This is a genomic window from Hyphomicrobium nitrativorans NL23, from assembly GCF_000503895.1.
Lineage (GTDB): Bacteria > Pseudomonadota > Alphaproteobacteria > Rhizobiales > Hyphomicrobiaceae > Hyphomicrobium_C > Hyphomicrobium_C nitrativorans.
This window is the reverse complement of the sequence record NC_022997.1, coordinates 2,937,029-2,960,935: the sequence shown is the minus strand read 5'-3', so window position 1 is coordinate 2,960,935 and position 23,907 is coordinate 2,937,029. Positions and strand designations below refer to the sequence as shown.

The 23,907-nt window shown below is 63.2% G+C and carries 21 protein-coding genes, 2 tRNA genes and 1 pseudogene; 18 read left to right on the top strand and 6 right to left on the bottom strand.

Annotation, left to right across the window (positions count from 1 at the left end; translation table 11 throughout):
- The first annotated feature begins 24 nt into the window (after positions 1–24).
- Positions 25–390 carry a hypothetical protein gene (locus W911_RS13835; protein ID WP_023788165.1) on the top strand — a complete coding sequence of 122 codons (366 nt, stop codon included), beginning with the start codon at positions 25–27 and terminating at the stop codon, positions 388–390.
- Positions 391–634: 244 nt separating this feature from the next.
- Here the strand turns inward: W911_RS13835 and W911_RS13830 are convergent, their stop codons facing one another.
- Positions 635–826 carry a hypothetical protein gene (locus W911_RS13830; RefSeq protein WP_023788164.1) on the bottom strand — a complete coding sequence of 64 codons (192 nt, stop codon included), beginning with the start codon at positions 824–826 and terminating at the stop codon, positions 635–637.
- A gap of 18 nt (positions 827–844) precedes the next feature.
- Positions 845–1,030 (bottom strand): YodC family protein, encoded by a 186-nt coding sequence (locus W911_RS17910; RefSeq protein ID WP_081717746.1) that lies wholly within the window; start codon positions 1,028–1,030, stop codon positions 845–847.
- Positions 1,031–1,250: 220 nt separating this feature from the next.
- Here W911_RS17910 and W911_RS13820 point away from each other — a divergent pair.
- The 4 genes and pseudogenes from W911_RS13820 to W911_RS13805 all read left to right on the top strand — a co-directional run bounded on the left by W911_RS13820 (position 1,251) and on the right by W911_RS13805 (position 3,954).
- Positions 1,251–2,122, top strand: a pseudogene (locus W911_RS13820) (IS1595 family transposase).
- Positions 2,112–2,237 carry a hypothetical protein gene (locus W911_RS18920; protein WP_023785995.1) on the top strand — a complete coding sequence of 42 codons (126 nt, stop codon included), beginning with the start codon at positions 2,112–2,114 and terminating at the stop codon, positions 2,235–2,237. The pseudogene W911_RS13820 and the gene W911_RS18920 overlap by 11 nt, the downstream one beginning before the upstream one ends.
- Before the next feature lie 1,251 nt (positions 2,238–3,488).
- Positions 3,489–3,562: transfer RNA gene (locus tag W911_RS13810), tRNA-Gly, on the top strand.
- A 146-nt stretch (positions 3,563–3,708) separates the two neighbouring features.
- Positions 3,709–3,954: an HP1242/YdcH family protein gene (locus W911_RS13805; protein WP_041316594.1), complete on the top strand. Its 246-nt coding sequence runs from the start codon at positions 3,709–3,711 to the stop codon at positions 3,952–3,954.
- 120 nt (positions 3,955–4,074) lie between these two features.
- Here the strand turns inward: W911_RS13805 and ycaC are convergent, their stop codons facing one another.
- Both ycaC and W911_RS13795 read right to left on the bottom strand, forming a co-directional pair.
- The gene (ycaC, locus tag W911_RS13800) at positions 4,075–4,701 is read right to left on the bottom strand and encodes an isochorismate family cysteine hydrolase YcaC (protein WP_023788162.1); all 627 of its coding nucleotides are present in this window, start codon (positions 4,699–4,701) and stop codon (positions 4,075–4,077) included.
- 103 nt (positions 4,702–4,804) lie between these two features.
- Complete coding sequence (locus W911_RS13795; protein WP_023788161.1) at positions 4,805–5,680, bottom strand: pirin family protein; 876 nt, start codon at positions 5,678–5,680, stop codon at positions 4,805–4,807.
- A gap of 121 nt (positions 5,681–5,801) precedes the next feature.
- Here W911_RS13795 and W911_RS13790 point away from each other — a divergent pair, with 121 nt between their 5' ends.
- The 13 genes from W911_RS13790 to W911_RS13730 all read left to right on the top strand — a co-directional run bounded on the left by W911_RS13790 (position 5,802) and on the right by W911_RS13730 (position 21,914).
- Positions 5,802–6,704, top strand: coding sequence for a LysR substrate-binding domain-containing protein (locus W911_RS13790; protein WP_023788160.1), 903 nt, complete (start codon positions 5,802–5,804; stop codon positions 6,702–6,704).
- A gap of 132 nt (positions 6,705–6,836) precedes the next feature.
- Positions 6,837–7,172: a YbjQ family protein gene (locus W911_RS13785; protein ID WP_023788159.1), complete on the top strand. Its 336-nt coding sequence runs from the start codon at positions 6,837–6,839 to the stop codon at positions 7,170–7,172.
- Between the two features lie 110 nt (positions 7,173–7,282).
- Positions 7,283–7,358, top strand: a tRNA-Trp gene (locus W911_RS13780).
- 111 nt (positions 7,359–7,469) lie between these two features.
- Positions 7,470–7,667 (top strand): preprotein translocase subunit SecE, encoded by a 198-nt coding sequence (gene secE / locus W911_RS13775; protein ID WP_041318827.1) that lies wholly within the window; start codon positions 7,470–7,472, stop codon positions 7,665–7,667.
- A gap of 61 nt (positions 7,668–7,728) precedes the next feature.
- Positions 7,729–8,265 (top strand): transcription termination/antitermination protein NusG, encoded by a 537-nt coding sequence (nusG, locus tag W911_RS13770; protein WP_023788157.1) that lies wholly within the window; start codon positions 7,729–7,731, stop codon positions 8,263–8,265.
- Between the two features lie 159 nt (positions 8,266–8,424).
- Positions 8,425–8,853, top strand: a complete 429-nt coding sequence (gene rplK, locus W911_RS13765; RefSeq protein WP_023788156.1) for a 50S ribosomal protein L11 — start codon at positions 8,425–8,427, stop codon at positions 8,851–8,853.
- A 5-nt stretch (positions 8,854–8,858) separates the two neighbouring features.
- Positions 8,859–9,611 (top strand): 50S ribosomal protein L1, encoded by a 753-nt coding sequence (rplA, locus tag W911_RS13760; protein WP_023788155.1) that lies wholly within the window; start codon positions 8,859–8,861, stop codon positions 9,609–9,611.
- A gap of 368 nt (positions 9,612–9,979) precedes the next feature.
- Entirely contained in the window at positions 9,980–10,498 is a 519-nt protein-coding gene (gene rplJ, locus W911_RS13755; RefSeq protein ID WP_023788154.1) for a 50S ribosomal protein L10, read from the top strand.
- A gap of 95 nt (positions 10,499–10,593) precedes the next feature.
- Complete coding sequence (rplL, locus tag W911_RS13750) at positions 10,594–10,968, top strand: 50S ribosomal protein L7/L12 (protein WP_023788153.1); 375 nt, start codon at positions 10,594–10,596, stop codon at positions 10,966–10,968.
- Between the two features lie 225 nt (positions 10,969–11,193).
- Positions 11,194–15,357 (top strand): DNA-directed RNA polymerase subunit beta, encoded by a 4,164-nt coding sequence (gene rpoB, locus W911_RS13745; protein ID WP_023788152.1) that lies wholly within the window; start codon positions 11,194–11,196, stop codon positions 15,355–15,357.
- Between the two features lie 92 nt (positions 15,358–15,449).
- Positions 15,450–19,673 carry a DNA-directed RNA polymerase subunit beta' gene (gene rpoC, locus W911_RS13740; RefSeq protein ID WP_023788151.1) on the top strand — a complete coding sequence of 1,408 codons (4,224 nt, stop codon included), beginning with the start codon at positions 15,450–15,452 and terminating at the stop codon, positions 19,671–19,673.
- Between the two features lie 344 nt (positions 19,674–20,017).
- The gene (locus W911_RS13735) at positions 20,018–21,406 is read left to right on the top strand and encodes a class II 3-deoxy-7-phosphoheptulonate synthase (RefSeq protein ID WP_023788150.1); all 1,389 of its coding nucleotides are present in this window, start codon (positions 20,018–20,020) and stop codon (positions 21,404–21,406) included.
- A gap of 187 nt (positions 21,407–21,593) precedes the next feature.
- Positions 21,594–21,914: a hypothetical protein gene (locus W911_RS13730; protein ID WP_023788149.1), complete on the top strand. Its 321-nt coding sequence runs from the start codon at positions 21,594–21,596 to the stop codon at positions 21,912–21,914.
- A 110-nt stretch (positions 21,915–22,024) separates the two neighbouring features.
- On the opposite strand, the gene ppa is transcribed toward W911_RS13730, so the two are convergent.
- On the bottom strand, positions 22,025–22,552 hold the full coding sequence (gene ppa / locus W911_RS13725) for an inorganic diphosphatase (protein WP_023788148.1): 528 nt from the start codon (positions 22,550–22,552) through the stop codon (positions 22,025–22,027).
- A gap of 288 nt (positions 22,553–22,840) precedes the next feature.
- On the bottom strand, positions 22,841–23,788 hold the full coding sequence (locus W911_RS13720; protein WP_023788147.1) for an AEC family transporter: 948 nt from the start codon (positions 23,786–23,788) through the stop codon (positions 22,841–22,843).
- Between the last annotated feature and the right edge of the window lie 119 nt (positions 23,789–23,907).

The following is a 23,907-nucleotide window of genomic DNA, read 5'->3' as shown; positions in this document are numbered from 1 at the left end:
CCCCACTAATGGAGCGTCGCGCCGATGCACGAGCCACCCGGCATAAATGGCCACCACAGCCTCAAGCCCCCGTCGGTGTACGACATCCTCTACGAGATCAAGGGTCAGATTGGTGGGGTCCAATACGGACAGCGCGTGACGCTCCAAGCGGTCGAGAAAGCGTTCGACCGGATCGCGGATTTGCAGGACAGAGTGAGCCGGCTGGAAGCCTTTGGCCGCGAGCCCACGGAGCCACCGGCTTCGCGCCTGAAATATTTGGCGGAGGTGCTGCCCCCTATCCGCGAGATCATCTTGGCTATCCTGCTGTTAGCAGCGGGGTTCGGCCTGGCGGGGGCTCCTCCTCTGACGGAGGTGACGAGTGCGCTGAACGCCGTACGGTCATCCGACTAGCGATGTGGGGGCTGGCTTTAGGCGCGTTCGTAACGGGACTTCTGCTGCACATTGCGCGGTAGCGGGCGCCTTCCCGATATGTCCACGTAACGGACACATCGCACCCGATATGTCCATAAAACCACGAAATTTACACATATCCAGATCGCGCTCGGCTTCTTCCCCGTGGCTTGAGCGCGCGCCCGGCCCCGCCGTCGTCCGATAGCTCCCCGGATGGCGGCGGGGCTATTATGTTAGCGCTCCTTTATTTACTATTTGCCATTTCGACTTCGCGCACCTCGATGCGGCAGTCGGCCTCGCCAATGTTGGCGATGATGAACTCCTCGCGGCACAACGGACAGATCGTCTTGAGACCGCCTGCGATAAGCGGGGCCGCCGTCTCAAGCGACCAGTTCGGGTGCTTTTTGCAAGTGTAGACGCGAACCTGCTTCTTCACTTCGGCCTCCCTCGCTGATCAATATTTCCGCAAACATACGACGGGGAACGTGTAGGTCTCGCCCTGCCCATTCTCACCAATCCACGCGCAGAGCGCAGTGTCCTCGTTGTGGCTCGTGGTTGGGCATTCGATCTTGCCGACCGTCATAGGTGGCCCGCCCGACTTCAGTTGGACGACATCTCCAACGGCTATATTTTTCGGCATTTCGGCTCCTGCCTATACGGTTTCTAATTCTGCAAATCGGCCCTGATGCCCGCGCATGTCGCCGTTGTGAGGGCGAGCATTCGACGTGACCTCGCCTAGCTCAGCCGTGCAGCGCTTGCACCGCCAGCGTTCGCAAATCGGCTCCATCGCGACCGCAATTGACCAGTTGACGTACTGTGGCCCTTTACGGTATGTTGGTTCTCAGATGGAGGGAGCCGACATGGCAAAGCCGATCACGATCATTGAGTTCATGAAGATGTTTCCGGACGACGACGCTTGGCCTTAGGAGCACCTGTTCCACGCGCGGTTCGGCATGGACCACCAATGCTCACGCTTGCGGCGAGACTGGAAAGTGGAAGAAGCTCTCAAAGCAGCCTGCTTACGACCTGCCAGTGTGGCAACCACGTCCACCCCATGGTCGGGACCCCGTTCCACAAGTCGCCATACGCCACTCCAGAAGTGGTTCTATGCGATGTAACCTGTTCACGACGACGACGCCACGGCGTTCCCGCCAAGGAACTCCAGCGCCAGCTTTCCGTGAACTACAAGACCGCGTGGCGCATGGGGCACGAAATCCGGAAGTATCTCGCCGCCGTCGATGGCGACACGCCGCTGTCCGGCCATGTCGAAGCTGACGAGACGTACCTTGGCGGCCGGGAGAAAGCGCGCAAGGGCCAAAGCCGCCTCACCAACAAGGCCATTGTGGTTGGAATGGTAGAACGCAATGGCGACGTCATTACCCGCGTCGTCCCGGACACGTCTCGCAATTCCCTTGAGGTCACGGTAACGGAGAACGTCTTGCCAGGGTCACGGATTTCGACCGACGAGCACAAAGGCTATTCTGACCTCAACAAGTGCGGTTTCCAGCACGAGACGGTCCACCACAAGAGCAAGGAATACGTGCGCGGCGACGTGCATACGAACACGATTGAGGGTTTCTGGGCGATGATTAAGCGCTCGATCCGTGGCACGCACATCCACGTCTCGAAAGACCACCTGCCTAAGTACCTCGGCGAGTTCGAGTTCCGGTGGAACCTGCGGCACCATCCCGAGGTGATGTTTCCTCTCCTTCTAAAGCGCCTTGGCTCATAAGCTGAAGGATCTTCAGGAAGCGTTCGCGGTCGGCTTCTGCGGGGTGTTCCTCGCAGAAGCGTTGGAAGTCTCCGCTCTCGCGGGCCTCTTCAAGGCTGAGGTATTTGCCGCGTGACATCTCTATTCCTCACCTTCTCGATCTCGGCGATCCGCGAAGTAGACTTCATTCTTGGCTCTGAACTTTGGAATATCTGACCAATCCAAGGACATTGCTTGCGCCTTGCTGACCTTAAGGTCTCGGTAGACCGGGAGCCCGGAATTCAAGTCCGGTGATGTATGAGGCGCGGCGCCCGCAATCGGGTCATCACTGAGAAACAGATAGGTGAATTGTGCCCGCTGCCAATAGGTCTTGGAGATCTTGTCTGGGGCCGGTCGCACCGGGTTTCCCACAAGATCCTCGACCCACTCGTCGTCTCTGACGGGGCGCCCCCAACAACGCAGTCGCCCAAGGGCCATATGATCCCGCACGACTTGGCCAACAGCAAGCCATCGCGGCTCGTCCATGACATCGGTATCAAGATAAAAAATAGGTCTCTAATGGTCATGTCCGGACCGTCAGCATGTTGATTTTGCGCTGGTCCCGAAGTGGGCTTCTTCGTTCCAAAGAGCCACAACCGGATCTTCGGCCACCGAGACAAAAACGCCCACACGCCGATAGCCATGAGCAGAGAAAGAGCCCAATAGATTACCTGTACAGCTTCCGGGCTTGGGGAGGTCATGAGTAGCTCCCCCAAGACCTGCTCTGGCTGCCACCCCTTCCATCGGCAGAGCGCAAGGAAGATCTGGCCCACGATAACGCCAATAATAGGCTTGAGGACGTAATCAACCGCGACCTTGAGCATGCGCCCGCCCCTCTTCCGACTCGGCCATTCTGCCGTCGGAGGGAGGAATACGCTACATATCTAAACTGGTCAAATGCGATCGCGACAAAGTCGTACCGGATCGCCCACGACGCCTCTGGCGTGCACGTCATGAAGCGCCCGCAGTCGTCGCACTTGCAATTCCAATCGCCCACGGCGAAGTCTCCTTAATTGACGGTGGGTTCATCCGGGAACACCAGCCCCGGAATTGCTGCTCGCGCCCGCTCGGCGCCGATGTGATCGCAACTCTCCGTGCCCTTGCAGATCGGGCACGGCAGCCAGGGGTAGCCCGGCAGAGCGCGCAGCGTCTTGCGGAAGGCCTCTTTCTTCTCTGTAGGGGGAGAGTTGTAGAGACTCGTAGATGGCGAGAGGGAACGAGGGCCGAACACCCCTCGGATCGCTTCGGGACATGTTCGGGACAGCCTTGTCCGTTTTGACTGTTGTTCCCAATTTGTCCGTTTGACGGAGGGGCGAAATAGGCTAAAAAGCCCAATCTTTCTAGGGATGCGGGTGTAGCTCAATGGTAGAGCAGCAGCCTTCCAAGCTGAATACGTGGGTTCGATTCCCATCACCCGCTCCAATCCCTCCTCCGAATCCGTCGCAGCGTACCGAGGTGCAACCTCCGCCCTCCCGCACGCGTTCTCTCGCGGGCGCTTGATTGCGCGCAAAAGTTTCATCCAATCTCGATGCTACGCGTTGGGCGACGAACGTTACGGAGGACAGTTGATGTCGAATACACCGCACACCTTGGCCGAAGAATTTCCGGGACAGATGGACAGGATCCACGACCTCAAGGTGTCGGACCCGGACTTCGCGCGCCTGCTCGAAAAGTATGACGAGGTGAACGACCAGATCCATCTGGCCGAAACCAGAGTGACGCCGATGGACGAGGTCGCGGAAGAGAATCTGCGGAAGGTGCGCCTTCAGTTAAAGGACAGCATCGCGGACGCGCTCCGCAAGGTATCGCAGTAGCGCGGGAAGCGCGCCATCGCGCGAATGCGCAATACGCAATACGGAATACAATGCGGGCGACGGTATCAAGCCGTCGCCCGCTTTTTGTTTGTACTCGTGTCTCGCGCCCGTTCGCCCGAGCTACTGCCCGGCAGTCAGCTTCGTGTGCGACGTGATGAGGTTGCGATAATCCGGGATGTGGTTCGAGAACAGCGCGCCGAGCCCTGCGACGTCGTTGCGCCAGTCGCGATGGAGTTCCGCGGCTACGCCGAACCACGTGATGAGCTGCGCGCCGGCTGCAGACATGCGGTCCCAGGCCGAATGGCGCGTGATCTCGTTGAACGTCCCCGAAGCGTCCGTGACGACGAACACGTCGTAGCCTTCTTCGATGGCCGATAGCGTCGGGAACGCAACGCATACTTCCGTCACCACCCCTGCGATGATGAGCTGCTTTTTGCCCGTTGCTTTGATGGCGCGGACGAAGTCCTCGTTGTCCCACGCGTTGATCTGGCCGGGGCGCGCGATATAGGGCGCGTTGGGGAACTGCTCTTTGAGTTCCGGCACGAGCGGGCCATTGGGGCCTTCTTCGAAGCTCGTCGTGAGAATGGTGGGCAGCTTGAAGTAGGCAGCGATGTCGGCCAGCGCGAGCACGTTGTTCTTGAACTTGTCGGGGTCGATGTCGCGAACCAGCGAGAGCAGGCCCGTTTGATGATCGACGAGGAGCACGGCGGCGTTGTCCTTGTCGAGGCGGATGTAGGGTTTCGTCATGGTCGAAGTCCTCAGGGTTGGTGGTGGATTTCTTGATGGGCGTGGACGGCTCGCCCATGAAAAAGCGGCCCCGGCCTTTCGACCGGAGCCGCCTTTGCTTTCGTCACGCTGTCGCTTCGCCGATCGTGCCGAACCGGCCGTGCTGGAAATCGAGCATCGCCTGCTTGATCTCGCCGACCGTGTTCATGACGAACGGCCCGTGCGCGACGACCGGCTCGTCGATCGGCTCGCCGGAAAGCACGAGCAGCTTGGCGTCGCGCTGGGCGTCCACGCTGAACGCTCCGCCGTCCCGGCCGAGAAGCACGGTCTGCGCGTCCTGTGCGCTCTCCTGGCCGTTGATCGTGACCGACCCGGAAAGCACGAGCACCGAGAGCGTATGCCCCTCCGGCACGTCGAGCGTGACGGACTTGCCGGCCTTCACCCGCACGTCCCAGATGTTGATGGGCGTGAAGGTGCGAGCCGGTCCCGTGACGCCGCCGTAGCTGCCCGCGATTGCGCGCAGCGTGCCGGCGCCATCGGGCAGCGCGACAGCGGGGATGTCCGCGTTGAGGAGCGTCTGGTAGCCTGGGTCTGCAGACTTGTCCTTGGCCGGCAGGTTGACCCAGAGCTGCGCCATCTCGAATGCGCCGCCGGTCTTGGCGAACGCCTCCGAATGAAACTCCTCGTGCACGATGCCGCGAGCGGCCGTCATCCACTGCACGTCGCCCGGTCCGATCACGCCGCCTGCGCCCGTCGAGTCCCGATGCTCCACCTCGCCGTCGTAGACGATGGTGACGGTCTCGAACCCCTTGTGAGGATGCTGGCCGACACCGCGTCGCGCCGTGGTCGGCTCGAACGAGGTCGGGCCCGCATAGTCGAGCAAGATGAAGGGGCTGACGTGCGCGCCCTGATCGTGGTGCGAAAGCATGGGGCGCACCTGGAAGCCGTCACCGACCCAGTGGGGCCGGGGGGCGGTGTAAACTCCGAGAATCTGCCTCATAGCGGTCTCTCCTGTCTGAACCGGCATGGCCGGCGTTCTGCAACAGAGATAGATTGAGGACGACAAAGCTGAAATAGGCCGAAAATTGACTGCACCGTCCTATTTATGGGACATTCAAGCCATGCAGGACCTCAACGATCTCTATTTCTTCGTTCAGGTGGTCGATCACGGCGGCTACGCGGCCGCCGGCCGCGCGCTGGGCATCCCGAAATCGAAGCTGAGCCGCCGGGTTCTGGCGTTGGAGGAACGCCTCGGCGTGCGTTTGCTCCAGCGCTCGACGCGCAAGCTCGCCGTCACCGAGATCGGGCAGGAGTACTATCGCCACTGCGTCGCCATGCTCGTGGAGGCGGGCGCGGCTCAGGAGCTGATCGAGCGTTCCCGCTCCGCCCCTCAGGGCCTCATCCGCGTGAGCGCGCCGCCTGCTTTGGTCTGTTTCGAGGTGGGTCCGATGATCGCGCGCTACATGGCGGCCAACCCGCGCGTGAGCATCGAACTCAACTCCACATCGCGCCGGGTCGACGTGATCGGCGAGGGCATCGACGTCGCGCTACGCGTCCGCTTCCCGCCCATCGAGCAGACGGACCTCGTCATGCGGACACTCGGCCAAAGCGCGCAGATCATGGTCGCAAGCCCGGATCTCGTGCGGAGTCGAGCGTTGCCGTTGGTCCCGGCAGACCTGGGGGCGCTTCCGAGCCTCGATCTCGCCCCCGCTGTCTCCAAGCACGTGTGGGAGCTTGAGGGCGCCGGCGGCGCATCCGTGCGCGTGGCGCACAGGCCCCGCCTCGTAACCGACGACATGGCGCAACTCCTTCAGGCGGCCACCGCCGGCGTGGGCGTTGTCCGCCTGCCGACGATGGTCGTCGGAGACAATGTCGAGCGGGGACGTCTCGTGAACGTCATGCCGGGCTGGACGCCAAAGGGCGGCATCGTTCACGCCGTCTTCCCTTCGCGGCGCGGCTTGTTGCCGTCCGTGCGCAGTTTCATCGACTTTCTGGCCGCCGAGTACGCGGCCGCCGCAAGGTGAGGTCGCCGGATAGCGTTCGCATGATGCTGCAGCTCGACCGTGCCGCGCGCAGGGCTTGTTTCTGCCGTGTTCGGAGTGGATGAAGAGAAGATCTTTGCTCCCCAATCCCGTCTGTTTTCGCGAAACCTGCCCATGATCGTCACGACGACCAACGAACTCGAAGGCTACCGGGTCGTGCGCCACCTCGGCATTGTGCGCGGCCTCTCGGTCCGGTCCCGCAGCGTGGTGGGGAACATCGGGGCGGCGATCCAGATCCTTTTCGGCGGCAATATTGCGATCTACACGCGCCTTGCCGAGGATGCGCGCAACGAGGCTTACGAGCTTCTGATCCGGCACGCCGAAGAGGCGGGCGCCAACGCGATTCTGGCCATGCGCTACGACGCCAACGAGATGGCGTCGGCCGTAACCGAGGTTTTGGCCTATGGAACTGCGGTCGTGGTCGAAAAATCCGACGGTCCCGCCCGATAAAATGCCTGAGGGGCGGTGACAAAGGTAAAAAGTTCAGCTAAGGATGCCGCCCCCGCATAAGGCATTGCGCGCCTTTTTGCGTCGATAAGGCGCGCTCAAGCCATGCGTAGAGGGGTGTAGCTCAATTGGTAGAGCGTCGGTCTCCAAAACCGAAGGCTGGGGGTTCGAGACCCTCCACCCCTGCCAGCAGTTCTGGAAGCGGACCAGGAACGAGGGCGCCCGGTCCGGCTCGAAAGGTGGATCCCTTGACGAGAGGGGTGCGCCGATTTGTCGCATGGCGCTCAGGAAGCGGTTCTGATGTCGAAGTTCAATCCATTTCAATTCGTCCAAGAGGTACGGCAGGAGGTCTCCAAAGTCACCTGGCCCACACGGAAGGAAGTGTGGATCACGACGATCATGGTGCTCATCATGGTGACGTTGGCTGCGATCTTTTTCCTTCTCACGGATTTGGTCATCGGACAGCTGGTCAACACGGCGCTCGGGCTGCGCGGCTGATCGGGTGTCGGAACTCCCGGGCTTCGTTGGGCTCGGTGAAAATTAAAGAGACGATCTAAGAATGGCCAAGCGCTGGTACATCGTTCACGCCTACACCAACTTCGAGCGCAAGGTGGCAGATGCCATCCGCGAGCGCGCGCGTTCGGCCGGCCTCGAAGATGTGTTCGAGGAAGTCGTGGTGCCGACGGAAGAGGTCGTGGAGGTGAAGCGCGGCCGCAAGGTGCAGGCTGAGCGCAAATTCCTTCCCGGCTACGTGCTGGTGAAGATGGAGATGACGGACCCCGCGTTCGTCCTCATCAAGAACACGCCGAAGGTGACGGGCTTCCTCGGATCGGACAACAAGCCGATTCCGATCTCCGACGACGAGGCCGCGCGTATCCTGAACCAGGTCCGCGAAGGCGTGGAGCGTCCGAAGCCTTCGATCATCTACGAGATCGGCGAGCAGGTGAAGGTGGTGGACGGACCGTTCGCATCCTTCCAGGGCGAGGTCGAGGAAGTGGACGGCGAGCGCGCACGCCTCAAGGTCGGCGTGTCGATTTTCGGCCGCAAGACGCCGGTCGAGCTTGAGTTCGGGCAGGTGGAGAAGGTGCCGGCCTAAAGAAAACGGATTGCCGGCCGCAAGGCCGGTTGCGGACGAGATGGACGTTTTTGAGGTCTATCTGGTTCGAGCGTGCGGGAGGGTTCGAGCAAGTCTTGGAACCCGTTGACCGCTAACCCTGGAGAGCTTTGAAGCTTCTCCGCAAACTTAGGGGATACGATGGCAAAGAAGATCGACGGCTACATCAATCTACAGGTTCCGGCGGGAGCGGCCAATCCGTCTCCGCCGATCGGCCCGGCGCTTGGCCAGCGCGGCGTGAACATCATGGAGTTCTGCAAGTCCTTCAATGCGAAGACGAAGGACATGGAGCAGGGTACTCCGATTCCCGTGAAGATCACCGTGTTTTCGGATCGCTCCTTCACCTTCGAGATGAAGACGCCGCCGGCGTCGTTCTTCCTCAAGAAGGCGGCGGGCATCACGTCGGGCTCGAAGGCGACCGGCCGTGATGTTGCGGGTTCCGTGACCATGGACCAGGTCCGCGAGATCGCCAAGACGAAGATGAAGGACCTGAACACGGACGATCTGGAACAGGCCGCGCGTACGATTGCCGGCTCCGCCCGTTCGATGGGCATCACGGTGACGGAGTAAGACTCATGGCAAAAGCAGAAGTGAGCGCAGAGACCGTCGCCGCCACCCGCATCGCAGGCGGCAAGCGCAACGCCGAAGTCCGCAAGGGCATCGATGCCAACAAGGCCTACGCGATCGACGAGGCCGTGCGCCTCGTGAAGGAGCGCGCGAAGGCGAAGTTCGACGAAACGGTCGAAGTCGCGATGAACCTCGGCGTAGATCCCAAGCACGCCGACCAGATGGTGCGCGGCGTTTGCAACCTGCCGAACGGCTCCGGCCGTACGGCGCGCGTGGCCGTGTTCGCACGTGGTCCCAAGGCCGATGAGGCCAAGGCCGCAGGCGCCGACGTCGTTGGCGCTGAAGACCTGGTCGAGATCGTCTCGAAGGGCACGATCAACTTCGACCGCTGCATCGCGACGCCTGACATGATGGGTCTCGTGGGCCGCCTCGGTAAGGTGCTCGGTCCCCGCGGCCTGATGCCGAACCCGCGCGTCGGTACGGTGACGATGGACGTCACCGGCGCCGTCAAGGGCGCGAAGGGCGGCTCGGTGGAGTTCCGCGTCGAGAAGGCGGGCATCGTGCACGCCGGCATCGGCAAGGCGAGCTTCACGGAAGATGCCCTCGTCGAGAACATCAAGGCGTTCGTGGATGCCGTCGCCAAGGCGAAGCCCGCGGGCTCCAAGGGCACCTACATCAAGAAGGTGTCGGTGAGCTCCACGATGGGCCCGGGCGTCCGCGTCGACACCGGCACGGTCGTGTCGGCCACGCCGACGGCGTAAGCGCAGTTATCAGAATTCCGCAAGGCGCGCTTGCGTGCGCCTTGCGGATCTCCGGTCCGAAGGTCTTTCGAGGCCCGATGACTGGAGCACCTGTCCGAGATTGAAGGGTACGGAGCCGGTTCGCCGGCGAAGATTAAACCTCGAAAGAGGGCCCGCATGAGACGGGAGACCACCCGGATTTGAGCGTCGAGAGGCGCGAGTTTCCGGTTTGAGCCTTCTGGGTCAGCACCGGCCGCGAAATATGCGGACGGTCGGGACAGGACGAGCGTCGCAGTCGGGCACTCCCTTTGTAAGGGAGAGGCCGAAAGCTGCGGCTAGGTGCAACCCGCGACCGGGTCTGAGGCCCTGTCGCAACCAGGAGTGAAGAGGTGGATAGAGCCGCAAAGGAAGCGCTCGTGACGAGCCTCCACGACGTGTTGAAGGACACGGGTGTGGTCGTCGTCGCCCACAACACCGGCCTGGTGGCTTCCCAATCGGCGGAACTGCGCAAACGCGTCAAGGACGCGGGCGGCTCCGTCAAGGTTGCGAAGAACAAGCTGGTGAAGCTCGCACTCAAGGACACCCCTGCCGAGGGAATCGCCGATCTTTTCACGGGGCCGACCGTTTTGGCCTACTCGAAGGATCCGATTGCCGCCGCCAGGATCGCCGTCAAGTACGCCAAGGAGAACGATAAGCTCGTGATCCTCGGCGGCGCGATGGGCGCCAATGTCCTCGATGCGAACGGCGTCAAGGCACTCGCCGACCTGCCGTCTCTGGATGAACTCCGCGCGACCCTGATCGGTCTCCTGAACGCGCCGGCGACGAAGATCGCCCGCACGATCAAGGAGCCGGGAGCTCAGCTCGCGCGCGTCGTTCACGCCAAGGCGTCTGCAGGCGAGGCCGCATAAGGCCCGTGGGCACTACTCAACCGAGGGGTCGGCCGGCACCGGATGTGCTGGGACAACTCGCCTCTCTACAAGGCTAAACCGGAAGGATTATTTAGATGTCGGATCTCGCAAAGATCGTTGAAGACCTGTCGAACCTGACCGTTCTCGAAGCGGCCGAGCTTGCGAAGCTTCTCGAAGAGAAGTGGGGCGTTTCGGCTGCCGCTGCTGTGGCCGTTGCTGCTGCTCCCGCTGCTGGCGGCGCTGCCGCTGCCGAAGAGCAGACCGAGTTCACCGTCATTCTGAAGTCGGGCGGCGACAAGAAGATCAACGTCATCAAGGAAGTGCGCGCCATCACGGGCCTCGGCCTCAAGGAAGCCAAGGACCTCGTCGAGGCCGGTGGCAAGACCGTCAAGGAAGGCGTGTCCAAGGACGAAGCGCAGAAGCTCAAGAAGCAGCTTGAAGACCAGGGCGCGGTCGTCGAGCTCAAGTAAGGCATTGCCGTCTCCCCGTGCCGCAGCCCGGCACGGGGAGGGGGCGTTGTCGTGCGAACGGTTCTCCGGAGGGTCTTTAGTGGGTCTTTGACCTGCAAAGAGGCCTTCCGGCGAGCCGTTTAAGAAGGTTCTGAGACGCATTGCCGGGGCGGCGACCCGGCGTCGGGCAAAAGGCGGGCAGCGTCGTACCCTGAGACGCTGGCCTGATCGAGATGAGGAGCGGACATGGCTGAGACGACGACGTTCAACGCCCGCAAGCGCATTCGGAAGCAGTTCGGACACATCCGCGAAGTTGCGGAAATGCCGAACCTCATCGAGGTTCAGAAGAGCTCCTACGACGACTTCCTGATGGTCAAGGAGCCGCCCGGCGGCCGTCCCGACGACCACGGGTTGCAGGCCGTGTTCAAGTCCGTCTTCCCGATCTCCGACTTCTCCGGCCGCGCGACGCTGGAATTTGTTCGCTACGAGTTCGAGCCGCCGAAGTACGACGTCGACGAATGCATGCAGCGCGACATGACCTACTCGGCGCCGCTGAAGGTCAAGCTTCGCCTCATCGTGTTCGATGTCAACGAGGAAACCGGCTCCAAGTCGATCAAGGACGTGAAGGAGCAGGACGTCTACATGGGCGACATGCCGCTCATGACCTTGAACGGCACCTTCGTGATCAACGGCACCGAGCGCGTGATCGTCTCGCAGATGCACCGCTCGCCGGGCGTGTTCTTCGACCACGACCGCGGCCGCACGCACGCGTCGGGCAAGCTGTTGTTCGCCGCCCGCATCATCCCCTATCGCGGCTCCTGGCTCGACTTCGAGTTCGACGCCAAGGACAACGTCTATGTGCGCATCGACCGTCGCCGCAAGCTGCCGGTGACGACGCTGCTCTACGCGCTCGGCCTCGACGACGAAGAGATCCTGTCGACGTTCTACAACATGATCGCGGTCAAGGAATCCAAGCGCGGCTGGAAGATGCCGTTCATGGCCGAGAAGATGCGCGGCATGACCCCGCTCGCCGACCTTATGGACGCCAAGTCCGGCGATGTCGTGGCCAGAGCCGGCGAAAAGATCACGGCGCGTAAGGCGCGCGAGCTTGCCGAGAACGGCCTCAAGGAAGTGCTCGTCTCGTCGGAAGACCTCGCCGGCCGCTACATCGCCGAAGACGTCGTCGACCTCAACACCGGACAGATCTACGCCGAAGCCGGCGCAGAGCTGGACGCGAAGCTGCTTGCGGAACTCAAGGATCAGAAGATCAAGGAGTTCCACGTCCTCGACATCGACCACGTCAACATTGGGCCGTTCATCCGCAACACGCTCAACATCGACAAAAACTCGAACGGCGACGAAGCGCTGATGGACATCTACCGGGTGATGCGCCCGGGCGAGCCGCCGACCATCGAGGCGGCGACGAACCTGTTCCACAGCCTGTTCTTCGATCCCGAGCGCTATGATCTCTCGGCCGTCGGCCGCGTGAAGATGAACATGCGCCTGGAGCTCGACGCGCCCGACACGATGCGCGTGCTGCGTCGCGAGGACATCCTCGCCGTCATCAAGACGCTCGTGGATCTGCGCGACGGCCGCGGTGAGATCGACGACATCGACCATCTCGGCAACCGGCGCGTGCGCTCGGTCGGCGAGCTGATGGAGAACCAGTACCGCGTCGGCCTGCTGCGCATGGAGCGCGCCATCAAGGAGCGCATGAGTTCGGTCGAGATCGACACGGTCATGCCGCAGGACCTGATCAACGCGAAGCCCGCGGCGGCTGCCGTGCGCGAGTTCTTCGGCTCGTCCCAGCTCTCGCAGTTCATGGACCAGACCAACCCGCTCTCCGAGATCACGCACAAGCGTCGTCTCTCGGCGCTCGGGCCAGGCGGTTTGACGCGTGAGCGCGCGGGCTTCGAAGTCCGCGACGTGCATCCGACCCACTACGGCCGCATCTGCCCGATTGAGACGCCGGAAGGCCCGAACATCGGCCTCATCAACTCGCTCGCGACCTTCGCGCGCGTCAACAAGTATGGCTTCATCGAGAGCCCCTACCGCAAGGTCAAGGACGGCAAGGTGACGGACACGGTCGCCTATCTCTCCGCGATGGAAGAGATGCGCCACCACGTCGCCCAGGCGAACGCCGAGATCGACTCCAAGGGCAACCTCGTCGACGAGCAGGTGATCTGCCGCTTCAACGGCGACGTGCTTCCGGTTTCTAAGGACAAGGTCGATTACATCGACGTATCGCCGAAGCAGCTCGTCTCCGTTGCAGCCGCGCTGATCCCGTTCCTTGAGAACGACGACGCCAACCGCGCGCTGATGGGCTCGAACATGCAGCGTCAGGCCGTGCCGCTCGTGAAGGCGGAAGCCCCGCTCGTCGGAACCGGCATGGAAGAGGTCGTCGCCCGTGACTCGGGCGCGGCCATCGCAGCCCGCCGCGCCGGCATCGTCGATCAGGTGGACGCCACCCGTATCGTGATCCGCGCAACCGACGAGACGGATCCCTCGAAGCCGGGCGTCGACATCTATCGTCTGCGCAAGTTCCAGCGCTCGAACCAGAACACCTGTATCAACCAGCGTCCGCTGATCAACGTCGGCGACCGCGTGGAGGAAGGCGAGATCGTCGCCGACGGTCCCTCGACCGATCTCGGCGATCTGGCGCTCGGCAAGAACGTGCTCGTCGCGTTCATGCCGTGGATGGGCTACAACTTCGAGGACTCCATACTTCTCTCCGAGCGCGTCGTGTACGACGACGTCTTCACCTCGATCCACATCGAGGAATTCGAGGTCATGGCCCGCGACACCAAGCTCGGGCCTGAGGAAATCACGCGCGATATCCCGAACGTTTCGGAAGAAGCGCTGAAGAACCTCGACGAAGCCGGCATCGTCTACATCGGTGCAGAGGTGAACCCGGGCGACATCCTCGTCGGCAAGATCACGCCGAAGGGCGAGAGCCCGATGACGCCGGAAGAGAAGCTGCTCCGCGCCATCTTCGGCGAAAAGGCCTCCGACGTACGCGACACCTCGCTGCGTCTGCCGCCGGGCGTAACCGGCACGGTCGTCGAGGTGCGCGTGTTCAACCGCCACGGCGTCGACAAGGACGAGCGCGCGATGGCGATCGAGCGCGAGGAGATCGAGCGTCTCGCGAAGGACCGCGACGACGAGCTGCAGATCCTCGACCGCAACGTCTACGCCCGCCTCAAGGACACGCTGCTCGGCAAGGAAGTGGCCAAGGGTCCGAAGGGCGCGCGCAAGGGCACGACCCTCGACGATGCGATCCTCGATGACATCCCCCGCAGCCAGTGGTGGGAGATCGGCCTCGCCAACGAGAAGGCGCAGGCCGAGGTTGAGGCCATCAACAAGCAGTACGAAGACGCCAAGAAGAGCCTTGAGCGCCGCTTCGTCGATAAGGTGGACAAGCTCCAGCGCGGCGACGAGTTGCCCCCGGGCGTCATGAAGATGGTCAAGGTCTTCGTGGCCGTGAAGCGCAAGATCCAGCCCGGCGACAAGATGGCCGGCCGTCACGGCAACAAGGGCGTCGTCTCGCTCATCGTGCCGTGCGAGGACATGCCGTTCCTCGACGACGGCACGCACGTCGACGTCGTGCTGAACCCGCTCGGCGTGCCTTCGCGCATGAACGTGGGGCAGATCCTCGAAACCCACATGGGTTGGGCCTGCCGCGGTCTCGGCCGCATCATCGACGAGGCGCTTCAGGAGTTCCACGCGTCCGGCAAGGCCGACGAGCTGCGCGCCGAGATGGAGAAGATCTACGGCAAGGACGTGGTGAAGGGCTCCGTCAAGGACGAGGACCTCGCCTCCGTCGCCGAGAAGCTGACCAAGGGCGTGCCGATTGCGACGCCTGTGTTCGACGGCGCGAAGGAAGCCGACATCGTCGACATGCTCGACGCGGCCGGCTTCGACAGCTCCGGTCAGGTCCGTCTCTACGACGGCCGCACCGGCGAGCCGTTCGATCGTAAGGTGACGGTGGGCTACAAGTACATCCTGAAGCTCCACCATCTCGTCGACGACAAGATCCACGCCCGCTCGATCGGTCCGTACTCGCTCGTCACCCAGCAGCCGCTGGGCGGCAAGGCGCAGTTCGGCGGCCAGCGCTTCGGCGAAATGGAGGTCTGGGCGCTCGAAGCCTACGGCGCCGCCTACACGCTGCAGGAAATGCTGACCGTGAAGTCGGACGACGTGGCGGGCCGCACCAAGGTCTACGAGGCCATCGTGCGCGGCGACGACGCGTTCGAAGCGGGCGTGCCGGAGAGCTTCAACGTGCTCGTCAAGGAGATGCGGGCACTCGGCCTCAACGTCGAGCTTCTCAACTCCGAGCTGCCGCCGCCTGAGGAAGCCGCAACCGAAGAGCCGACCGAGCGTCCGCAGCTTCCGCCCGCTGCCGCCGAGTAACAGACGACGCTCTTCCCCTCCTCCCGTTAGCGGGGGGAGGGATCACGCGATTGTTTTCCGGACGCCCCCTGAGCGTCCCCTGGAGAGAGCCGATGAACGAGATCACCAACCTGTTCAAGACCCAAGCGTCGGTCCCGACTTTCGACGAGATCAAGATCTCGATCGCCTCGCCCGACGACATCCTCTCGTGGTCGTTCGGTGAGATCAAGAAGCCCGAGACGATCAACTACCGCACGTTCAAGCCGGAGCGTGACGGTCTCTTCTGCGCGCGCATCTTCGGGCCGATCAAGGACTACGAGTGCCTGTGCGGCAAGTACAAGCGCATGAAGTATAAGGGTCTGATCTGCGAGAAGTGCGGCGTCGAGGTGACGCTGGCGAAGGTCCGCCGCGAGCGCATGGGCCACATCGAGCTTGCAGCCCCCGTCGCCCACATCTGGTTCCTGAAGTCGCTGCCGAGCCGCATCGGCCTGCTGCTCGACATGACGCTGAAGGATCTTGAGCGCGTCCTCTACTTCGAGAACTACATCGTCATCGAGCCCGGCATTTCGCCCTTCAAGGAAAAGCAGCTCCTCACCGAAGAGCAGTACAACCAGGCCATCGACGAGCACGGCCCCGACAGCTTCACCGCCGGTATCGGCGCCGAAGCGATCCGCGAGCTCATGACGGGCATGGATCTCGGCAAGATCCGTGACGACCTGCGCCAGGAAATCGCCGAAGCGACGACGGAGCTGAAGCCGAAGAAACTCGGCAAGCGCCTGAAGGTCATCGAGAGCTTCATCGAGAGCGGCAATAAGCCCGAGTGGATGATCCTGACCGTGGTTCCGGTCATCCCGCCCGAGCTGCGTCCCCTCGTGCCGCTCGACGGCGGCCGCTTCGCGACCTCGGATTTGAACGACCTCTACCGCCGCGTCATCAACCGCAACAACCGTCTGAAACGGCTGATGGAGCTGCGTGCGCCCGACATCATCATCCGCAACGAAAAGCGGATGCTGCAGGAGTCGGTCGACGCCCTGTTCGACAACGGCCGTCGCGGCCGCGTCATCACGGGCGCCAACAAGCGTCCGCTGAAGTCGCTCGCCGACATGCTGAAGGGCAAGCAGGGCCGCTTCCGCCAGAACCTCCTCGGCAAGCGCGTGGACTACTCGGGCCGCTCGGTCATCGTGGTCGGCCCCGAGCTGAAGCTGCACCAGTGCGGCCTGCCGAAGAAGATGGCGCTTGAGCTGTTCAAGCCGTTCATCTACGCGCGTCTCCAGACGCTCGGCCAGGCTGCCACGGTCAAGCAGGCGAAGAAGCTGGTCGAGAAGGAGAAGTCCGAGGTTTGGGACGTGCTCGACGAGGTCATCCGCGAGCATCCGGTTCTCTTGAACCGCGCCCCCACGCTGCACCGCCTCGGCATCCAGGCCTTCGAGCCGCAACTGATCGAGGGCAAGGCGATTCAGCTTCATCCGCTGGTTTGCGCGGCCTTCAACGCCGACTTCGACGGCGACCAGATGGCCGTTCACGTGCCGCTGTCGCTCGAAGCCCAGCTCGAAGCGCGCGTGCTCATGATGAGCACGAACAACATTCTCCACCCCGCGAACGGCTCGCCGATCATCGTGCCGTCGCAGGACATCGTGCTTGGCCTCTACTATCTCTCGCTGATGCGTGAGAAAGAGCCGGGCGAGGGCATGGCGTTCGGGTCCGTCGGCGAGGTGCGCCACGCGCTCGAAGCCGGCGCCGTGAGCCTGCACGCCAAGGTGAAGGGCCGCTTTACGAGCTACGATGCCGAAGGCAATGCGACGGTTGAATTGGTCGAGACCACGCCGGGCCGCATGATCCTTGGCGAGGTGCTGCCGAAGATGTCGACGGTGAGTTTCTCGCTCGTCAACCAGCTCCTGACCAAGAAAGCCATCTCAGGCATGATCGACGCCGTCTACCGCAACTGCGGTCAGAAAGAGACGGTGATCTTCTGCGACCGCATCATGGCGCTCGGGTTCCATCACGCGTTCAAGGCCGGCATCTCGTTCGGCAAGGACGACATGCTCATCCCCGACACCAAGTCGAAGATCGTGGCCGACACGGCCGAGATGGTGCGCGAGTTCGAGCAGCAGTACAACGACGGTCTCATCACCCAGCTTGAGAAGTACAACAAGGTGGTGGACGCCTGGTCGAAGTGTACCGATCAGATCGCCAAGGAGATGATGGATCGCATTTCCGCGACCGAGAAGGACGACGGCGGCCGCGAGAAGCAGATCAACTCGGTCTACATGATGAGCCATTCGGGCGCGCGTGGTTCGCCCGCGCAGATGAAGCAGCTCGCCGGAATGCGCGGCCTCATGACCAAGCCTTCGGGCGAGATCATCGAGACGCCGATCATCTCGAACTTCAAGGAAGGCCTCTCCGTTCTCGAATACTTCAACTCGACGCACGGCGCCCGTAAGGGTCTCGCCGACACCGCCTTGAAGACCGCGAACTCGGGCTACCTGACGCGCCGTCTCGTCGACGTCGCCCAGGACAGCATCATCACCGAGGAAGATTGCGGCACCGACCGCGGCATCAAGGTGCAGGCGGTGGTCGATGCCGGTCAGGTGATCGTGTCGCTCGGCGCGCGCGTGCTGGGCCGCACGGCCTCCGAGGACATCGTGGCACCCGCTGCGAAGGGCGAGGAGCCCAAGGTCATCGTCGCGACCGGCGAGCTGATCGAAGAGCGCCACGCCGAAGCGATCGAGAAGGCCGAGGTTCAGGAAGTTCGCATCCGCTCCGTCTTGACGTGCGAAACCATCACCGGAGTGTGCGGCAAGTGCTACGGCCGCGACCTCGCGCGCGGGACGCCCGTCAACATCGGCGAGGCGGTCGGCGTCATCGCCGCCCAGTCGATCGGCGAGCCGGGCACGCAGCTCACCATGCGCACGTTCCACATCGGCGGCACGGCGAACGTGGTCGACTCGTCCTTCATCGAAAGCAACTTCAACGGCACGGTGAAGATCAAGAACCGCGCGCTGGTGAAGGACGGTCAGGGCCGCATGATCGCCATGACCCGCACGATGGCGATCGTCATCGTCGACCAATCGGGCAAGGAGCTGTCGACGCACAAGGTGCAGTACGGCGCGCGCGTCCACGTCGACGAGGGCGACGAGGTGAAGCGCGGGACGCGCCTCGCCCAGTGGGATCCCTACACCCGTCCGATCCTCACCGAGGCTTCGGGCAAGGTGGAGTTCGAGGATCTCATCGACGGCGCCTCCGTGCGCGAGCAGACCGACGAGGTAAAGGGCAGCACCAACCGCGTCATCGTCGATTGGCGCGCAACCCCGCGCGGCGCGGAGCTCAAGCCTGCGATCGTGATCAAGGACGCCAAGGGCAAGCCAATCAAGGTGGCCCGTGGCGGCGACGCGCGCTACCTCCTGACGGTGGACGCCATTCTCTCGGTGGATCCGGGCCAGGACGTGAAGGCGGGCGACGTGATCGCGCGTATTCCGCTGGCCTCCGCCAAGCAGAGCGACATCACGGGCGGTCTGCCGCGCGTGGCCGAACTCTTCGAGGCGCGTCGTCCGAAGGATCACGCAATCATCGCGGAGGTGTCGGGCACCGTCGAGTTCGGCAAGGATTACAAGAACAAGCAGCGCATCTCGATCAAGCCGGATGACGAGAGCGCCGAGCCCGTCGAATATCTAATTCCGCGTGGCAAGAGCCTGGCCGTTCAGCCCGGCGACCGCCTGGAGCGCGGCGATTACATCTACGACGGCAACCCGGCGCCCCACGACATCCTGGCTATCAAGGGCGTCGAGGAACTCGCGAACTACCTCATCAACGAGATCCAGGACGTCTACCGTCTGCAGGGCGTGACCATCAACGACAAGCACATCGAGGTCATTGTCCGGCAGATGCTGCAGAAGGTGGAGATCACCGACACGGGCGAGACGGACTTGATCAAGGGCGAGCAGATCGACCGGATCGAGTTCGACGAGGTGAACGCCAAGATCGAGAAGGCGGGCAAGCGTCCCGCGTCCGCGACCCCGGTTCTGCTCGGCATAACCAAGGCGTCGCTGCAGACGCGTTCGTTCATCTCCGCGGCGTCCTTCCAGGAAACGACGCGCGTGCTGACGGATGCGGCCGTGATCGGCAAGTCGGATACGCTGGAAGGCCTCAAGGAGAACGTGATCGTCGGCCGTCTGATCCCGGCCGGTACGGGTGGAATGCTGCGCGGTCTGCGCCGCATCGCCGCCAAGCGCGACGAGCTGATCAGCAAGGAGCGCGCGCGCTCCGACGCCGAGCGGGCTCTGGCCGGGCCGGGGGAAGCGGGCGCGCCCGCACGCCGCCGCCGCCGCGTGGCCGAGTAGCGCCCCGCGCTGGTCAAACGGTGAAACTCGGAGAAGGCGGCCGGTTCGGCCGCCTTCTTTCGTTCACGGCCCCCTTGAGCGGACGGTTGCGAGAACCCAGATTCCAACGGGCGGCCAGTTTCCGGGGGAGAGCCAGTTTCCGAGGGACAGATAGGGCGGAAGTTCCAATCGAGGCGCTTTGGGCTCTCGCACTGGCACTCGTTTGGCTCTTGCCCTATAAGCCGCTGAAGTCATACCGCTTGGGGTCGAGAGGTGCCGGTTATCCGGTGCCGCAATCGCGAACACGGGAAATCCGATTGTTGTGACCCTCGCGGCCGTGTCCGCGGGGGAGGAGAAGGTTGATCATGCCCAACTGGTCCACAGAGAGCTGGCGTTCGTTCCCGATCGTCCAGGTCCCCGATTACCCTGACGCTTCGGTGCTCAAGGATGTCGAGGGCCGTCTTGCGACGTTCCCGCCGCTCGTATTCGCGGGCGAAGCGCGCGAACTGAAGAAGACGCTGGGCGATGTTGCGAACGGCGAGGGCTTCCTCCTGCAAGGGGGCGACTGCGCCGAGAGCTTCCTTGAGCACGGCGCGGACAACATCCGCGACTTCTTCCGTGTCTTCCTGCAGATGGCTGTGGTTCTGACGTACGCAGGCGGCAGCCCCGTTGTGAAGGTGGGCCGCATCGCCGGTCAGTTCGCGAAGCCGCGTTCGTCTCCGATGGAGAAGAAGGACGGCATGGAGCTGCCCTCCTACCGCGGCGACATCATCAACGGGCCGGAGTTCACCCCCGAGGCGCGCATCCCCGATCCGCAGCGCCAGATCGAGGCGTACCGCCAGTCGGCCGCGACCTTGAACCTGATCCGCGCCTTCGCGAGCGGCGGCTATGCCGATCTCGAACGCGTGCACCAGTGGAACATGGGCTTCGTAAAGGATAGCCCCCAGGGTCACCGCTATCAGGTCCTTGCCGATCGCATCGCCGAGACGCTGGGCTTCATGCGTGCGTGCGGCATCACGAGCGAGAATACGCCGCAGCTTCGCGCCACGCGCTTCTACACGAGCCACGAAGCGCTGCTGCTCGGCTTCGAGCAGGCGTTGACGCGTCTCGATTCCACCAGCGGCGACTGGTACGCCACGAGCGGCCATATGCTCTGGATCGGCGACCGCACGCGTCAGCTCGATCATGCGCATGTCGAGTTCTGCCGCGGCGTCAGGAATCCGATTGGCATCAAGTGCGGCCCCTCGCTGGAGCCGGACGATCTCCTGCGCCTCATCGACATCCTCAATCCGAAGGAGGATCCCGGCCGCCTCACGCTCATCTGCCGTTTCGGCCACGAGAAGGTGGGCCAGCACCTGCCGAAGCTCATCCGCGCCGTGGAGAAGGCGGGGCGCCGCGTCGTGTGGTCGTGCGATCCGATGCACGGCAACACGATCAGTGCGGCGGGCGGCTACAAGACGCGCCCCTTCGATCGCATCCTGAAGGAGGTCGAAGCGTTCTTCGACGTGCATCGCGCCGAGGGTACGCACGCGGGCGGCATCCATGTCGAGATGACGGGCCAGAACGTGACGGAATGCACGGGCGGCGCAGCGGCGATCTCCGAGACGGATCTTTCGGATCGCTACCACACGCACTGCGACCCGCGGCTCAACGCCGATCAAGCGCTGGAACTCGCGTTCCTCGTGGCCGAGCGGATGAAGCTCGAACGCGAAACGCGCGGTGCGCCGCCAGCGCCGCTCGCCGCGTTTGCCTAACCGACAAGCATGCGGGAACCGGGCTATGCCTGAGGCGTTTCTCCTCTGAGTGAGCGGCCGTGCGCCCGAGACCATGATCGCTTCAGGCCTTATCGGCCTGATGCGCGGATCATCGGTCTCACTATTCGCCGGCGGCCTCCGACGAGAGGAGGACCCAATGGGAAACCTGAGCAGACAGGGGAGCACCATGCTCTCCAATTTTCTCGCAATGGTCGTGCCCGCGGGAGACAACCCTGCCGAGAGCGAATTCACCGGAACTTGGGAGGTCACGGATTCGCACGGGAAGCCCTTCAACATCGCGCTTTTGCCGTCAGGCACGGCCGAGGCGACACTCGGTGGCGAGGGTATGAGCGGGACGTGGGCCGAGGAAGATCACTCCGCCGTCATCACTTGGGACACCGGGTGGACAACCAAAATCACGCGGACCGGCGACGCCTACGTCAAAACGGCCTACGACGAGACGGCGACCACGCCGACAAGCACGTCTGTCGCTGAGAAGATCGACTGACGTCGTACGGCGCAACAAGTTCACCAACGCGGGACGCGAAAAAGGGGCGGGAGACGGTGTCTCCCAGCCCCTTTTTTGCTTTCGTCGCCCGGAAATGCGCGTTGCGACGTTCAGCCTTTAGCGCGTGCGATGGCTTCCGTGATGAGGCGCTGGGCCTCCGCGGCGTCGCCCCAATGGTGGATCTTCGCCCACTTTCCGGGTTCGAGATCCTTGTAGTGCGAGAAGAAGTGGTCGACCTGCTGGATTGTGATCTCGGGGAGGTCCGAATAGTTCCGGACCTTTTCGTAGCGCTTCGTCAGGCGTGCGGAAGGGACCGCGATGATCTTCTCGTCTCCGCCCCCCTCGTCCTCCATGACGAGCACGCCGACGGGGCGGCAATTGAGCACGGCACCCGGCACGATTGCACGCGTATTGCACACGAGCACGTCGATCGGGTCGCCGTCCTCGGACAGCGTGTGCGGCACGAACCCGTAATTCCCTGGATAGCGCATCGGCGTATAGAGGAAGCGGTCGACGAACAGCGTGCCGGACGCTTTGTCCATCTCGTATTTGATGGGCTCGCCGCCCACGGGCACCTCGACGACGACGTTGACGTCGTGAGGCGGATTGTCTCCGATTGCAATGGCATCGAGGCGCATGAGGGTGCTTTCCAGTCTAGACCATGATCGCTTCGGACCTAGTCGCTCCGATCGCCGCGCCGCCTACCCGGCGCGGCGTGAATCGGCAGCGCAGAGAAAGTCCGAAGCGTGAATTATCGGTCTCATCAAAGTTCTAGAGCGTTTCCGATCCGATTTCATCGGATCGGAAACGCTCTAGGTTTGGCTCACCAGTGCCCCATGGCGCCGGATGGCACAAGGGGCCGCGGTGCCGCGCAGGTGTGTTCTTTAGAATAATCCCGAATGCGCGGAATGTATGGGTCTCGGCCGTTAAGGTTGCGGCCCGGCACCGAGCGCAAGCATGAGCAGCGGCAGCGTGACGAGCGCGGCGAGCGTGGAGACAAGGATCACCGCCGACGTGACGACGGCGGGAAGCTTGTAGAACTCGGCCAGCATGAAGGGCCCCGTCCCCGTCGGCATGGCCGCGAGAAGCACAGCCATTGCGGCAAGCTGCGGCGGAACGCCCATCAGGATCGCGAGCCCCCACGTCAGCACCGGCTGCACCGCAAGTTTCGTGAGCGCGAGCCCGGCGGAGGCGCGGACCTCGCGAGCGCCGACCGGACGCGGCTCCGCGAGAAAGAGGCCGATCACCACGAGCGCCAGCGGGCTGGCAGCGCCACCCAGGAGCTTGAGGAAGCTTTCGGCGGCGACAGGAAGCCCCAGCCCCGTTTGTCCGTAGAGCAACCCGGCAACGGGTGCGATCAACAGCGGATTGCGGATCAGCGAGCGCGTGACTTTCCCCGCGAGCCTCAACGGATGGCGCTCGCTGTTGATCCCGATCTCGATCAGCACGATGGCCGACGCGAACAGCACGCACACCGTGAGGATGGACGCGATCGTCACCGGCACGAGACTGTCGGATCCGAACAGCATCAGCAACACGGGAAAGCCCATGTAGGCCGTATTGGCGTACGAACCGTTGAGCCCGTCCAGGCTGGCTTCGGCGAGCGGCCGCCCGGCGAGGAGACTGAGCCCGAGCGTGCCGTAAAAGACGATGCCGCAGGCAAGTCCGAATGCCGCGATGAACCCCGGCTGCGCGAGTTCCCCAGGTTCAGCGTGCGCCATCACGTCGAACAGAAGCGCGGGCAGCGCGAGGTAAACCACGACGCGGTTGAGTTCCGACACGGCGGGGCGCCCGATGACGCCGATGCGCCGGACGAGGTAGCCGCTCGCGATCAGCGCGAATACGGGGAGCACGAGGGAGAGGATCGCGATCATGAGGGGCTGGATTCAAAAGGGGGAAAAAGACGGCGCGAGAGACCCTAGCGCGTTCGCGCGCGGGCCGATACGCCGCTAGCGGATGACGGCCATGCAGACGGGCCGCGCGTCCTGCGCCG